Genomic DNA, 15,413 nt, shown 5'->3' with positions numbered 1-15,413 from the left:
AAAAATTAATTTGTATTTCCTTACGGGAAGGCGTAATGGCCATGGTTCTTTTAAAAGATTAAAAAAGAGTAAGCCTAACGTGCTGTTTTTCTGAGAGAATAAATCGTGTAAGATTTTTGATTCAGATGAAGATTACAAGTGCCTTAAGGTTTCTTAAATGTTAAGGCAAAAATCATAACACAGTGTTAATCGTTAGCTTTATGTAACAAAAAATCATAATTTAGACCCATAATTTAACTTTAGAATACTTATTAGATACATGAGTCCTATGAAACATCTCAAATTATCTGCTTTTGCATTACTTGTTTTGGCAGGTTGCAGCACTACTTTACAGGCACAGGAATCGGCAAGAAAAGATTTTATCAAAGCTCCTTTAGCCGTTGTTAAGAAAGCTCCTGTTTCAGAAAATGAATTAAAAAGATGGAGCCATCTTGATTTAATCAAAGATTCGATCCCGGGAATGAGTGTCGATAGAGCTTATGCTGAATTACTGCAAGGGAAAACCGGAAAGAAGGTGATCGTGGGAATTGTAGATTCAGGTGTCGATATCGAACATGAAGATCTGAAAGGGATGATCTGGACGAATCCAAAAGAAATTCCGGGTAACGGAATCGACGATGATAAAAACGGATTTATTGATGATGTTCACGGATGGAATTTCTTAGGAAATGCTGTTCACGAAAATCTTGAATTAACGCGTGTCGTTAAAAAAGGTGATGACGGATCTCCCGAATATAAAGAGGCTTTGGCGCAATACACCAAGAAATACGAAGACGCTTTACGCGACAAACAGCAATCTGACTTTTTGTTAGAAGTTCATAAAACGATACAAAAAGAACTTAATAAAACAACCTATAAAATTGAGGATTTAGATGCTATAACTTCTACAGATCCAAAAGTAGCTCAGAGCAAAGAAATCATGACTCAAATTTTAACGAATGCAGGGTCAACTTTTGACCCTGATTCTGAGTTAAAAGAGTATAGCAAGCAGGTTTACGGTCAGTTGAATTACAACTTAAATAAAGAATTCGACGGAAGAAAAATAGTAGGTGATAATCCGGAGGATATTAAAAACACACGTTATGGAAATAATATTGTTTTTGGTCCGGATAAAGAGGAAGCGCTTCACGGAACACACGTAGCCGGAATTATTGCGCAGGTTCGCGGGAATAATTTAGGGGGAGACGGAGTTGCTAATAATGTAGAAATTCTGACCGTAAGAGCCGTTCCGGATGGCGATGAGTACGATAAAGATATTGCTTTAGGGATTCGCTATGCAGTTGACAATGGTGCAAAAGTGATCAACGGAAGTTTCGGAAAAAGTTTCTCTCCTCATAAAAAATGGGTATACGATGCAATAAAATATGCAGCAAAAAAAGATGTTCTAATAGTGCATGCAGCCGGAAATGACGGATACAATATTGATGAAACCAAAAACATCAATTATCCAAATGACTCAGAAGATAACGTTAAAGAGTTTGCTGATAATGTAATCACAATCGGAGCACTGAAGAAAGAGTATGGAGAAATGGTTGTAGCTGGATTTTCGAACTTCGGAAAAATAAACGTAGATGTTTTTGCTCCGGGTGAAGAAATTTATGCCACAATACCTAACAACAAATACAAATACCTGCAGGGAACTTCAATGGCCTCTCCAAATGCAGCAGGAGTTGCAGCACTGATACGTTCGTACTATCCGAAATTAAAAGCAGCTCAGGTTAAACAAATCCTAATGGATTCAGGAGTAGCACTTCCGTCAATGGTAGTTTTGGGTGAAAATCCAAATCCTGAAGTAAAACCGGTAGCAGTTTCTTCGACAGAATCTTCAAGAACTGCTAAAATGGTCAACGCTTACAATGCTTTATTGATGGCCGAAAAAATGTCTAAAAAATAAACAAAACAGAATACTAATGTAATGGAAGAGTTCGCGCTCTTCCATTTTGATTGAAATAACCATGCGAAAAATTTTACTACTATCTTTTTTGAGTTTGAGTTTAAACTCAGCATTTGCACAAAGCGCTCCTTATTGGCAACAACATGTCGATTACAAAATGGAAGTCTCCATGGATGTAAAAAACTATCAGTACAAAGGAAAACAAGAGTTAGTGTACACAAACAACTCTCCTGATACTTTAAAGAAAGTGTATTACCATTTATTTTTAAATGCATTTCAGCCGGGAAGTGAAATGGATGCTCGTTTGCATTCTATAAAAGATCCTGATGGAAGAATGGTAAATAAAGTAAAAGGCGCAGACGGTAAAGAAACCAAACAAAGCCGAATCGAAACTTTAAAACCAAATGAAATTGGGTATTTAAAAGTTTCAGATTTTAAACAAGATGGAGTTTCGGCACAAACGAGAGTTTCGGGAACTATTTTAGAAGTGACATTGGCGAAACCAATTTTACCAAATTCTAAAACAACCTTTACTTTAGATTTTGACGGACAAGTTCCGGTTCAGGTTCGTCGTACTGGACGTAATAATGCTGAAGGAGTAGAATTGTCAATGTCGCAATGGTACCCAAAATTAGCCGAATTTGATTTCGAAGGCTGGCATGCAGATCCATACATCGCCAGAGAATTTCATGGCGTGTGGGGGAACTTTGATGTGAAAATTACAATCGATAAAGATTATACTATCGGAGGTTCAGGATATTTACAAGATAAGAATCAAATAGGTCACGGTTATGAAGATGCAGGTGTAACCGTTACTTATCCAAAGAAAACAAAAACGTTGACCTGGCATTTTATTGCACCAAACGTTCATGATTTTACCTGGGCAGCAGATAAAGAATACACACATGATATTGTAAAAGGACCAAACGATGTTGATTTGCACTTCTTCTACAAAAACAATCCAAAAACAACTGCAAATTGGAAACAATTAGAACCTTTAATGGTGAAAGTAATGGATTATTACAACCACAGAGTGGGAGCATATCCGTACAAACAATATTCTTTTATTCAGGGTGGAGATGGCGGAATGGAGTATGCAATGTGTACCCTAATGCTTGGAAACGGAACTCTTGAAGGAATTTTAGGAACAGCAACTCATGAATTAGGGCATTCCTGGTTTCAGCATATTCTGGCTTCAAACGAATCAAAACACCCTTGGATGGATGAAGGTTTTACCACTTACATCGAAGACAGTGCTTTGAATGAATTGAAAGGCGATAAAAAAGAAGTGAATCCGTTTAAAGGAAATTATGCTGCTTATTACAGCCTGGTTAATTCCGGAAAAGAGCAGCCACAAACCACTCATGGAGACCGTTACGATGAAAACAGACCTTATAGTATTTCTTCTTATGTAAAAGGAAGTCTTTTCTTGTCGCAATTAGAATATGTAATTGGAAAAGATAATGTAGATGCTACTTTGAAAAGATACTACAATGATTTCAAATTCAAACACCCTACTCCAAATGATATTAAAAGATCAGCGGAGAGAGTTTCAGGAGCGGAATTAGATTGGTATTTAATCGATTGGACAGGAACGACCAATACAATTGATTATGGTATCAAAGAAGTAGCGGATAATGCAGGAAAAACCAATATCACTTTAGAAAGAATTGGAAGAATGCCGATGCCGATTGATTTAACAGTGGAATATACAGACGGAACTACTGAGAGTTTTTACATTCCATTAAGAATGATGAACTTTATCAAGCCAAATCCAAACCCGAATGTAAAAAGAACCGTTTTAGACGACTGGGCCTGGGCACAATCGAACTACAGTTTTACAATAGACAAGAACAAAACTGCCATTAAGAAAATCACGATTGATCCAAGCGGATTAATGGCCGATGTAAAAGCAGCGAATAATGTTTATGAGGTGAAATAATAGTCACTTTAAAATATAAAAAAAGCCAAAGTTAGTTTCTGCTCACTTTGGCTTTTTTGCTTTTTTACAATTATAGTTTTTACATTGGTTTGGAGCGTGATGAAGAGGAGGTGTCAATAGTGTTTAAGACATAATATCTATAAAAAACAAAACCAAGAATTTTCTTATAATTTTTAACAATTAAATGAGAAAGGAAAGGTGTATTTGTAGTATATTCGCTTCAAAAAAAACAAAATGACTTTTGGTACTAAGCTGCAAAAATTAAGAGGAGAAAAAAGGATGTCGCAAAAGGAGATTTCGATTATTCTGAAAGTTTCACAAACAATTTATGGAAAATGGGAAAGCGATATCTTTTATCCAACCTATAAAAACTTAAAGAAAATAGCCGTTTTTTATAATGTTAGTATAGATGCGTTGGTAGACGTTAAAGATAAAAGGAAAGCGGATAAGGTTTTAATTTCGGAGAATCTCGGCGCAGATCCGGTGTCTTTCATCACCATATTTAAACTCCTGAAAAGAATAGAAAAGACCGTTTTATTGATCGAAAAGCAAACAGCCATTCCGGAGAAAGAAGGAGTATGAAAAAGTCCCGTTTAATTTTAGAAATAAATGGTAAACGGGACTTTTTTATTAATAGATTATTTTCTCAAAAAGGAACCAAATGAAGAAGAATAGAAAAATCTCCTTTCATCTGTTTAATGGGGAATATTGGTGAGCAAATGAGAAGCATAAAAAAACGCACATTTGTGCGTTTTTTTATTTTGTAAGCAGATGTTATCCTAAATGCTCTAACATGTCTTTTGTCATCGTTTCAAGATCAAAAGTATGTTTCCAGTCCCAGTCTTCTCTGGCTTCTGAATCGTCAATACTAGCCGGCCAACTGTCCGCAATTTTCTGACGGAAATCAGGGTTGTAAGTTATTTCGAATTCAGGAATATATTTCTTAATTTCTGCAGCAATTTCAGTAGGAGTGAAACTCATTGCAGCTAAATTGTATGACGAATGTATCTTGATTTTCTCTGCAGGTGCTTTCATGATATTAATGGTAGCATCAATTGCATCATCCATATACATCATTGGCATTTTTGTTTCAGAGGATAAAAAGCATTCGTATTTTTTATCGGCAATAGCCTTGTAAAAAATATCTACAGCATAATCTGTAGTTCCGCCACCAGGAGGCGTCGACCAGCTGATTAAGCCCGGATAACGGATGCTTCGAACATCAACTCCGTAAATATTATGGTAGTATTCGCACCATCTTTCTCCCGCTTGTTTACTAATTCCGTAAACTGTAGAAGGCTCCATTACCGTATATTGAGGAGTGTTTTCCTTAGGTGTAGTAGGTCCAAAAACCGCAATACTCGAAGGCCAGAATATCTTTTTTATCTTTTTGGCTTTGGCTAAATTTAAAACATGAAATAATGAATTCATATTCAGATCCCAGGCAAATGCAGGGTTTTTCTCGGCTGTAGCCGATAAAAGTGCCGCCATCAGATATATATCAGTAATTTGATGCACTTCAACAAGATGCTCAATTTGGTTGAAATCTAAAGCATTGACTACTTCAAACGGACCAGAATTTACAACGTCAGTATTTAATTTTCTAATGTCAGAAGCAATTACATTGTCTGTTCCGTATAGTTTGCGCAGTTTTTGAGTCAGTTCCGTCCCAATTTGACCGCAGGCACCGATGATTAATATTTTTGGATTCATTTTTTGAATAGTTTTTTTGAGAGACAAATATAACGTTTTCGCAAATGTTTTCGCTTTTAAGGAGAACAAATTGTAAATTTAACAATGATAAAGATTCTTTTTTAGATTATTCGCTGTTGAATGTGGAACGCAAGTTGTAAATTATAAGTATTTTCGATCAGGAATTCAGGATTTTTCCATAAGTCTTACAACCAAGAATTTCTAAACCTGTTTCGGTCCAATAGCAGCTAAATAATGTAATTTGTACCAAAAATCAGAATTCGTAATTGTAAAATTACTTTGTAACTTTGTAGCTTAATGTTTTACCAAATGAAATATAAGATATCTCTTTTTTTGCTTTTTGTTTTTGTATTGAATTCATGTCAGAATGAAGATGAAAAACGCCGCGCTGAAAATGAAAAGGAAGCCAAGAAAAACGAAGTCATTTTTAATAAAATCAATAAAAGCTGGTCTTTTATCGATGAGCCAATCAACGAAATCTCGGAGCAAAAAGTGAATTCATGGATTGAATGGCGTGACTTTTTGAACGAACTCAGAGATAAACCCAGAAAAACAATTGGAGCATTTCAAAAAAAGTCAGCAGCGATTTCAAAAAAAGCAATGGCTTTAAATACTAATATTCCTCCTGAATTTAATATTCCTCAGATCAGAAGCCGGATTTCTATTTTGATTACCAAAGTCAGAATGATGGATTTATTCATTCATCTGAACCAGATTCCTTCGGAGAAAGTGACATTTTTAATTGGTGAGATCAACAAAGAGTTGGTTTCATTAGAAAGACAGATGGATGTTGTTAATGTAAAAAGTAAAATTCCGAAAGAAGAAGGTGAGGAAGATTTCTTAAGAATGTTAGATACCGCTCGTGCTATCCCAAACGAAACTACAGCTCCGATTCCGGGGAAAAATATAGATCCAAACACACCAAAAGTTGAGTAAAAACGCCTTATATACCCTGTATGATGATCTGCCAAAAAATCAGCAGATTGCCACACAATTACTGGAACAGAAACAAATAAAAATGCATCTTAACGGATTGTTAGGGTCAGCAGTTTCATTTGTTTTGCGTGCTGTTTTCAAAAAATCAGAATTGCCTTTTTTAGTTATTTTAGACAACAAAGAAGAAGCGGCTTATTATTTGAACGATCTCGAACAAATGATCGGAGAACAGGATGTACTGTTTTATCCCGCGTCATTTCGCCGTCCGTATCAAATTGATGAAACAGACAATGCCAATGTTTTGCTTCGTGCTGAGGTTTTAAACCGAATCAATTCCCGTAAAAAACCTGCAGTGATTGTTACTTATCCCGAAGCGCTTTTTGAGAAAGTAGTGACACGCAGGGAACTTGATAAAAACACGTTGAAAGTCGCTTTGAACGATAAAATTTCGATAGATTTTATCAACGAAGTTTTGTTTGAATATGAGTTTAAAAGAGTCGATTTTATTACCGAGCCAGGAGAGTTTTCTGTTCGAGGCGGAATTGTCGATGTGTTCTCGTTTTCTAACGATCATCCGTACCGAATTGAGTTTTTTGGTAACGAAGTAGACAGCATCAGAAGTTTTGATGTCGAAACACAGTTATCGGTGGAAACCCATAAAAAAATCACGATAATCCCGAATGTCGAGAACAAACTTTTTCAGGAAAACAGAGAGAGTTTCTTAGACTATATTGCTGAGAGAACCGTCTTATTTATTCAAAATACAGAAGGACTTTTCACTCAGTTAGACAAACAATTCGTCAGGGCCGAAGAAGCTTTCGAGAAACTTTCAAAAGAAATAAAACGGGCTGAACCTGAAAAACTATTCTTAAATCAAAGCTCATTTATCAAACGCGCTTTAGATTTTTCGATAGTCGAATTGGCTTCAAAACCTGTTTTTAAAATCACAAAAACATTCGATTTTCATATTCACCCGCAGCCCTCTTTCAACAAACAATTTGATTTGCTGCTGAATAACCTGAGCGACAATCATTTTAACGGATATAAAAATTATCTGTTCTGTTCGAATGAAACTCAGGCCAAGCGTTTTCATGATATTTTCGAAACCTTAGACGAAGCTAATTCCGAGAACATTAGAAAACAATATCATACTGTTGTCCTGCCTTTGTACCAGGGATTTATTGACGAAGAAAGTCAGATTACGGCCTATACCGATCACCAGATTTTTGAGCGTTATCACAAATTTAATATAAAAAACGGTTACTCCAAAAAGCAGAATATTACCCTTAAGGAATTAACAGCGCTTTCGGTTGGTGATTATGTAACGCATATCGATCACGGAATTGGAAAATTTGGCGGCCTGCAAAAAATTCAGGTTGAAGGTAAAACGCAGGAAGCGATAAAACTGGTTTATGCCGATAATGATATAGTGTATGTGAGTATTCACTCGCTTCATAAAATCTCCAAATACAACGGAAAAGACGGAACCCCTCCCAAAATCTATAAACTGGGATCAAACGCCTGGAAAGTTTTAAAACAAAAAACCAAAGCGCGGGTCAAACATATTGCCTTCAATTTAATTCAGTTGTATGCGAAACGACGTCTGGAAAAAGGGTTTCAGTTTGCACCGGACAGTTATTTGCAGAACGAATTAGAAAGTTCGTTTATATACGAAGACACACCGGATCAAACTAAATCGACTCAGGAAGTCAAAGCGGATATGGAAAGCGATCGTCCGATGGATCGTTTAGTTTGTGGTGATGTAGGTTTTGGAAAAACAGAGGTAGCGATTCGTGCGGCCTTTAAGGCAGTAGACAATAGTAAACAGGTAGCCGTTTTGGTTCCGACCACCATTTTGGCGTACCAGCATTATCGTACGTTTTCAGAACGTTTGAAAGACATGCCGGTTACCATTGGTTATATGAACCGCTTTAGAACTGCTAAACAGAAAGCACAAACTTTAAAAGATTTGGCAGAAGGGAAACTGGATATTGTGATTGGAACACACCAATTAGTCAATAAAAATGTAGTTTTTAAAGACCTTGGTTTGTTGATTGTCGACGAGGAACAAAAGTTTGGAGTAAACGTAAAAGATAAACTTAAGACCATTGCTGCGAATGTCGATACCCTAACCTTAACGGCAACGCCAATCCCGAGAACGCTTCAGTTTTCGTTAATGGCAGCGAGAGATTTGTCTGTTATTACGACCCCTCCGCCAAACCGATATCCTATAGAAACCAATGTTGTTGGGTTTAATGAAGAAATAATTCGCGATGCCATTTCGTATGAAATTCAGCGTAACGGACAGGTTTTCTTCATCAATAACCGAATCGAAAACATAAAAGAAGTTGCCGGTATGATTCAGCGTTTGGTACCAAATGCCAGAGTTGGAATCGGCCACGGTCAAATGGAGGGTGCGAAACTCGAAGAATTGATGCTGGGTTTCATGAACGGCGATTTCGATGTTCTGGTAGCCACAACAATTATCGAAAGTGGTTTGGACGTACCAAATGCCAATACCATTTTCATCAACAATGCCAATAATTTTGGACTGTCTGATCTGCACCAAATGCGAGGAAGAGTAGGCCGAAGCAATAAAAAAGCATTTTGTTATTTCATCTGTCCGCCTTATTCCTCTATGACTGAGGATGCCAGAAAACGTATTCAGGCTTTAGAGCAGTTTAGCGAACTAGGTAGTGGTTTTAACATTGCGATGAAAGATCTTGAAATTCGTGGAGCAGGAGATTTATTAGGTGGAGAACAAAGCGGTTTCATTAATGAAATTGGATTTGATACCTACCAAAAAATCATGAATGAGGCCATCGAAGAATTGAAGGAGAATGAATTCAAGGACTTATATCCGGAAGAGAACGATATTGAAACCAAGGAGTATGTAAAAGATCTGCAAATCGATACTGATTTTGAGTTGTTATTTTCTGATGAATACATCAACAATGTCACCGAACGTTTGAGTTTATACAACGAGTTGGGCGGTGTAAAAAATGAGGTAGAACTGGTAATCTTTCAAAATAAATTAATTGACCGTTTTGGTCCGATGCCGCCACGTGCCAATGCCTTGATGAATAGTATTCGCATCAAATGGATTGCAACAAGTGTAGGTATTGAGAAATTAGTGATGAAGAAAGGCAAAATGATCGGTTATTTTGTTTCAGACCAACAATCGGATTATTACCAATCGAAGCGTTTCCATAAAGTGATCAAATTTGTACAGACTCATAGTAATCTTTGTCAGATGAAAGAAAAACAAACTCCTAACGGTTTACGCCTTTTATTGACTTTTGATAATGTAAAATCTACGAAACGAGCATTGGAGTTGATGGAATTATTGGGTGAATAATAATTTTAAAAGGTATAATATTCTAAACCCGACAGATTTCAAAACTGTCGGGTTTTATTTTTAGTACCTATATAAGGACGGGTAAAATTATTATAAAAGTTAGGGCGTTACCCTTCGGGTCGGGCTGTCCGCTAAATCTTTTGCGACAAGAGATTTTGGGAAATTGAAAAAATTTCAGCTGCCGCAAAAGGATATCGCTCCCATCCCTAACGCATTTTAAGTTAGAAAATTATATTGATTAGTTTTAAAGGAGATTGCCAGAAGACGTGTAAATATTCACAGATTAGGACAACAGTTCATGCATTGAGTAAATTTATTTATTATGTTTCCCCCTTGACATAAGCATTCGAGAGGATTAAAAAAGAGCTGAAAGCCCAAAAGCAATAGCATAGTGGAACGCACTATAGTATAAATTAAGTGTAAATATCGCCCTGAAAGGGCAAAAGCAAGTATGGATTTTAATAAGGAACAGTTCAGTTTAAAAAAAACACACAAAAGAGTATGATTTCTTTTCATTGCGATCAGGCTTTTGCCCTTTCAGGGCATTACTCACCCTTTTTATTATTCATAGTGCTTTGCACTATGCTGTTGCTAAGGCTCTTTCAGAGCAATAGATTTGGGAATAATGTTGTTTTCCTAATCATAAAAAAATCCTTTTATCTTCTATTAAAAGATAAAAGGATTGTAAGCTGAAATGAAAGCATTTCTAAAGATTCTTTTAGTGCTAATTTAAATCTAGTTTTTCAGATCCTTAATTACTTTAAAAGCAACATCAACCTGATCTTCACCAACTAAAATGGTGAATTCATTTGAAGTCGAAATGACTTCATTGATAATAATTCCTTCCCATGCTAAACGTTGGAAAATGAAGTAATAGATTCCTGGAACCACGATGTTTTCTTTTGGTAATTTTACAGTTATGGAGGCCAGGTTGTCTAACTTCTGAATAAGTTTCTCGCGCATAAAGTGTTTTTCAACCAAATGATTTACACTGCTGCTTACCACAATATTGGTTTCGTTTACTCCGCGTGATGAGGTATAAAAGATATCAGATAAAGCATTAATGTCAGAAATTAAATCAGCCTGTTTGTTCAAAACAGTTTCGGAAGCGGCAAAAGTGTAATCCGTCAATTCAGATCGAACAGTGATTTCGCCTATATTCTTAATTACTTTATTGATTTTATGATTCAGTTTAAAATCCAATTCTTCTGTGAGTCGTTTCAATGACATTACAACAGCGCCTTGTTTTACTTCTTTACCAAATTCACTTTCTAATTCGGTCATAATGTTCCGTGAAAGAGAAGTGAGGTTGATGATTCCAAGCGATAGCGCATTTAATAAAAAGGGTTTTGTTTTAATGTAATTCTCGACGATTGAAGAAACGGTTTTCATAGTTTTTTTCTTTTTTTTTTGTAACTTAATTGGTTGGGTGTAGTTAATTTTGTGTTATAAAACCTCGCGAATATAAATAAAAAAACAATTTGTTACAAATATAACAATATAAAATTATGTTAAAAATGGAAGAAAGCGTCTGTAATATGTTCAATTGCAAATGTTTCCTTTTTTTTGTGTATCGCGATGATGTCAAAACGGACTTCAATATCTATTTCCCTATCGTTTATATAGGCATTTACAGCTTTTACCAGCAGTTGAATTTTTTTAGGTTTCACAAAATCTTGCGGTAAACCAAAATTCAGAGTCGATCTTGTTTTTACTTCAATGATGGCCAAAATAGATTCTTTCTCAGCGATAATATCAATTTCGGCCTTTTGAAAAGTCCAGTTTCGATCGAGAATTTTGTATCCGTTTTGCTTCAGATATTCCACAGCAAGATCTTCACCTTTTTTCCCAAGTTCGTTGTGTTCTGCCATCTTTTAACTATGAATTGCGGGTTGTGATTTTTTTACGCTGTAAGGAGTAATTTGCGCGCAAAGACACGAAGTTGCAAAGAAAGGAATATAACTTTGTGACTTCGCGTTTGTGCGAGATTATGATTGGTGGTATTTAAAATTCTTTAGAGAAAAAATCCCAGATGCTATTATTTTTGAAAAGTAACCGTACTTCCGCTTTCATTTACATTTACAGTAACGGTACTTCCCATAATTAAGGCCCTATTGTCCTGAATGTGCCCGGCTGGGAAATTAAAAATTACGGGAATATTGTACTTTTTGGTCACATCATCTACAATTTCTACCGCATTTTTCCCCCATGGAACTTCGTTATCCTTCATTTTGGTCATGCCTCCAACAACAATTCCTTTTAGGTTTTCGATACATCCGTTACGTCTCAAATTCATCATCATTCGATCGATATGATAAAGATACTCGTCCAGGTCTTCAAGGAACAAAATTTTATCCTTACAGTCAATTGCCGAAGGAGAACCTAACAAACTGTATAAAATAGATAAATTACCACCTACTAATTCTCCGGTTGCGTTTCCAAAGCGGTTCATTTTATCCGGAGCAATAGTATAAGAAATAGGTTCACCAAACAAGGCAGATTTCATTGAACTGACCGCAGCGGGAGTAGCTCTTGGAACCGTTACAGGCATGATCCCGTGAATGGACTGATAGCCCATCGTATTCAAATGATTGTGCAGAACGGTAACGTCACTAAAACCAACAATCCATTTGGGGTGTTGTTTGAATTTGGTAAAATCAAGTAAATCGATCATTCTCACCGTTCCATAACCTCCTCGAACGCACCAGATTGCTTTGATATTTGGATTGTCTAACTGTTTTTGAAAGTCGGCAGCACGTTGTTCATCGGTACCGGCCAGTTGGTTAAAATCTAAACCAATAGTACTTCCAACTACGGCTTCAAGGCCCCAGCTGTGTAATAAATCTATAGTAGGTTTCAGATTATCGTCTATATTTTTTCTTGCTGTTGCTAAAATGGCTACAGTATCTCCTTTTTGTAAATAAGGTGGTGTTATCATGTTTTGTTGTGATTGACAGTGGATGGATTGTAAAGCAAAAATAAGAAATGCAAGTTTATAAATAGAAAAGTAGTTTCTGTAGTATTGAGGGGTGCTCGCTTTCATGTTTTTCTGCTGGTTCATTCGTAAAGATAAAACAAATATAGATATTTTAAAAAATAAAAACATTAGAAAATTCTTACAATATAATTTAATTGTTTAAATTGAATCTTTTAAAGAGTTAAGTTATATGAGAGTAATTTCTTTTCAATTCTGTAGTCTCGCTTTTTTATCTTTTACAATTTTTCAGGCACAGCCAAAAAAATATGCGATCCATACTATTGCATTCTACAACTTTGAGAATCTCTTTGATACTAATGATGATGTCACTACCAACGATAATGAATGGACACCCAATGGGACTCAGCATTGGACGATGGAAAAATACGAAAAGAAATTAAAAAACCTGTCCCGAGTATTATCTGAAATTGGAAGGCCGGATAACTCCAATGCTCCCGTACTAATTGGCGGTGCCGAAATTGAAAATCGCACGGTTCTCGAAGATCTGGTGAAACAACCGAATTTACTCCTTTTTGACTATGGAATCATTCATTTTGATTCGCCGGATAAGCGAGGAATAGATGTTGCGCTTTTATATCAGAGAAAATACTTTAGACCCACGTCATATTCCAATATTCCGCTGCGTATTTATCTAAAAAAAAATTCTGATAAAAAAGGGGAAGTCGAACAGCAGGATGATGATATCGATATTAAAACCGATGATAAGAATCGTGTTTTTACCAGAGATCAGCTTTTAATTTCAGGATTTTTAGAAGGAGAGGAAATTCATATTATTGTCAATCACTGGCCATCCAGATCAGGAGGGGAGAAAGCAAGCAGTGTTTTTCGGGAAGCTGCAGGAAGTTTAAACAGAAGAATTATCGATTCGCTACAGCAAATAAATCCCAATGCTAAAGTGATTACAATGGGTGATTTGAATGATGGTCCCTTTAATAAAAGTATAAAAAATGTTTTGGGTGCAAAAAAAAAAAAATCAGAAGTGGAGGAATTCGGGCTTTTTAATCCCTTTGCAGCAATGCTCGATAAAGGTTTGGGCACAATTGCATTTAGAGATTCCTGGGATATTTTTGATCAGATCATCATTACAAAGTCACTTATACCATCTGATTTTTCGACTTTTAACTTTTGGAAAGCAGGAATTTTCAATAAATCTTTTCTGGTTCAGAGTTCCGGACCGTATAAAGGGTATCCGCTGCGACATAGTTTGACAGAAGTTGGATTTAGTGACCATTTTCCGGTTTATATCTATTTGATTAAAGAGGTTAAGTAAGTCGCAGTTTTCAGTTTTCAGTCTCAGTTGATCACTGTAAACTGAGACTGGGACTGAGAACTGAGACTGAGAACTGAGACTGAGAACTGAGACTGAGAACTGAGACTGTAAACTGAGACTGTAAACTGAGACCGAGACCGAGACCGAGACCGAGACTGCGACTGAAAACTGGCACTCCAACTGAAAACTTTTCCTTAACTTAGCTACTTAGAAACTTACTACCTTTAAAAATGGCAATAGCTAAACCTTTCAATCTAACAAAGTGGATCGATGAGAACCGTCATTTACTAAAACCCCCCGTTGGGAATAAAAATCTTTATGTTGATTCCGGTGATTATATCGTGATGATTGTTGCAGGTCCGAATGCCCGAAAAGATTATCATTATAACGAAACCGAAGAGCTTTTTTATCAGTTGGAAGGCAGTATAAAAGTGATTATTCAGGAAGATGGAGAACGAAAGGAAATGGATTTACATGCCGGTGATATGTATCTTCATCCGGCTAAAGTTCCCCATTCACCTGTTCGTTCCGAAGGTTCAATTGGATTGGTAATCGAACGTAAACGTGCAGGAAAGGGATATACAGACGGACTGCTTTGGCATTGTGATCATTGCAATCATAAATTATATGAAGTGCTTTTTGAATTGCATAATATTGAAAAAGACTTTCTGCCACATTTCGAACATTTTTATAATTCGTTAGAGTTGAGAACCTGCAATAACTGCGGAACTGTAATGGAATCTGATCCCAGATTTGTGGCGAAGAAATAAAAGTATACTTATTAAACCCGACAGGTTTTTAAAACCTGTCGGGTTTTATTTTTATGGCAAATAAATAAGTTGCATTCGTATATGGTTTATATTTGTATTATAAACGATGTAAAAATATATCAAAAATGATACAGGAAATAATTACCTACATGAATATTGTGAATAGTATTGAAAATTTAATTGATAAATCTCCATATAAAAAAAATTATATTATCGAGAAAGTTGGTATTCCAAGTCCGACTTTCTATCGAAAACTAAAATCTCAGACTTTCACTCCGGATGAAGTATTGTCTATAGCAAAAATACTTTCTCCTGAAGAAAATTTCAGATTAGAGCTCAAGGCTGATATTGAACAAGCCAAACGAGAGTTTGAAGAGGGTAATTTTATGACACATGAAGACATGCTACTTGAATTAAAGAGAAAAGGAATAATTTAAAAAAGGTCTAAAATTGTCGCTGGTCTTTGACGGTTATCATAAAACCGAATTAAATGAATGAAGTCCTCGTTAATTACATAATAGAGTGATATATG

At 35.9% G+C, this 15,413-nt stretch carries 12 protein-coding genes; 8 read left to right on the top strand and 4 right to left on the bottom strand.

The genetic code is table 11. From position 1 onward, the window contains the following. Positions 1-259: 259 nt before the first annotated feature. The 3 genes from JO950_RS14700 to JO950_RS14690 all read left to right on the top strand — a co-directional run bounded on the left by JO950_RS14700 (position 260) and on the right by JO950_RS14690 (position 4,418). Positions 260-1,894: a S8 family peptidase gene (locus JO950_RS14700; RefSeq protein ID WP_202703339.1), complete on the top strand. Its 1,635-nt coding sequence runs from the start codon at positions 260-262 to the stop codon at positions 1,892-1,894. Positions 1,895-1,955: 61 nt separating this feature from the next. Beyond that, the gene (locus JO950_RS14695) at positions 1,956-3,836 is read left to right on the top strand and encodes a M1 family metallopeptidase (protein WP_202703338.1); all 1,881 of its coding nucleotides are present in this window, start codon (positions 1,956-1,958) and stop codon (positions 3,834-3,836) included. 234 nt (positions 3,837-4,070) lie between these two features. Further along, positions 4,071-4,418, top strand: coding sequence for a helix-turn-helix domain-containing protein (locus JO950_RS14690; protein WP_202703337.1), 348 nt, complete (start codon positions 4,071-4,073; stop codon positions 4,416-4,418). 192 nt (positions 4,419-4,610) lie between these two features. Here JO950_RS14690 and JO950_RS14685 read toward each other — a convergent pair whose 3' ends face one another. Next, positions 4,611-5,549, bottom strand: a complete 939-nt coding sequence (locus JO950_RS14685; protein ID WP_202703336.1) for an L-threonine 3-dehydrogenase — start codon at positions 5,547-5,549, stop codon at positions 4,611-4,613. A gap of 309 nt (positions 5,550-5,858) precedes the next feature. On the opposite strand from JO950_RS14685, the gene JO950_RS14680 reads away from it, so the two are divergent. Both JO950_RS14680 and mfd read left to right on the top strand, forming a co-directional pair. Beyond that, positions 5,859-6,485, top strand: a complete 627-nt coding sequence (locus JO950_RS14680; RefSeq protein ID WP_202703335.1) for a hypothetical protein — start codon at positions 5,859-5,861, stop codon at positions 6,483-6,485. Continuing rightward, positions 6,478-9,843, top strand: a complete 3,366-nt coding sequence (gene mfd / locus JO950_RS14675; protein ID WP_202703334.1) for a transcription-repair coupling factor — start codon at positions 6,478-6,480, stop codon at positions 9,841-9,843. The genes JO950_RS14680 and mfd overlap by 8 nt, the downstream gene beginning before the upstream one ends. 735 nt (positions 9,844-10,578) lie before the next feature. Here the strand turns inward: mfd and JO950_RS14670 are convergent. The 3 genes from JO950_RS14670 to JO950_RS14660 all read right to left on the bottom strand — a co-directional run bounded on the left by JO950_RS14670 (position 10,579) and on the right by JO950_RS14660 (position 12,781). Further along, positions 10,579-11,235 (bottom strand): hypothetical protein, encoded by a 657-nt coding sequence (locus JO950_RS14670; protein WP_008466087.1) that lies wholly within the window; start codon positions 11,233-11,235, stop codon positions 10,579-10,581. Between the two features lie 119 nt (positions 11,236-11,354). After that, positions 11,355-11,714 (bottom strand): YraN family protein, encoded by a 360-nt coding sequence (locus tag JO950_RS14665; RefSeq protein ID WP_202703333.1) that lies wholly within the window; start codon positions 11,712-11,714, stop codon positions 11,355-11,357. 167 nt (positions 11,715-11,881) lie between these two features. Continuing rightward, positions 11,882-12,781 (bottom strand): LD-carboxypeptidase, encoded by a 900-nt coding sequence (locus tag JO950_RS14660; protein WP_202703332.1) that lies wholly within the window; start codon positions 12,779-12,781, stop codon positions 11,882-11,884. A 229-nt stretch (positions 12,782-13,010) separates the two neighbouring features. On the opposite strand from JO950_RS14660, the gene JO950_RS14655 reads away from it, so the two are divergent. The 3 genes from JO950_RS14655 to JO950_RS14645 all read left to right on the top strand — a co-directional run bounded on the left by JO950_RS14655 (position 13,011) and on the right by JO950_RS14645 (position 15,318). Next, a complete protein-coding gene (locus JO950_RS14655; RefSeq protein ID WP_202703331.1) occupies positions 13,011-14,111 on the top strand; it encodes an endonuclease/exonuclease/phosphatase family protein in 1,101 nt (366 codons plus the stop codon). Positions 14,112-14,341: 230 nt separating this feature from the next. Further along, a complete protein-coding gene (locus JO950_RS14650) occupies positions 14,342-14,881 on the top strand; it encodes a 3-hydroxyanthranilate 3,4-dioxygenase (protein WP_202703330.1) in 540 nt (179 codons plus the stop codon). A gap of 125 nt (positions 14,882-15,006) precedes the next feature. Further along, on the top strand, positions 15,007-15,318 hold the full coding sequence (locus JO950_RS14645; RefSeq protein WP_202703329.1) for a hypothetical protein: 312 nt from the start codon (positions 15,007-15,009) through the stop codon (positions 15,316-15,318). The last annotated feature ends 95 nt before the right edge of the window (positions 15,319-15,413 follow it).

The organism is Flavobacterium sp. UGB4466 (assembly GCF_903469665.1).
Classification (GTDB): domain Bacteria; phylum Bacteroidota; class Bacteroidia; order Flavobacteriales; family Flavobacteriaceae; genus Flavobacterium; species Flavobacterium lipolyticum.
This window is presented reverse-complemented; position numbering and strand designations above follow the sequence as displayed.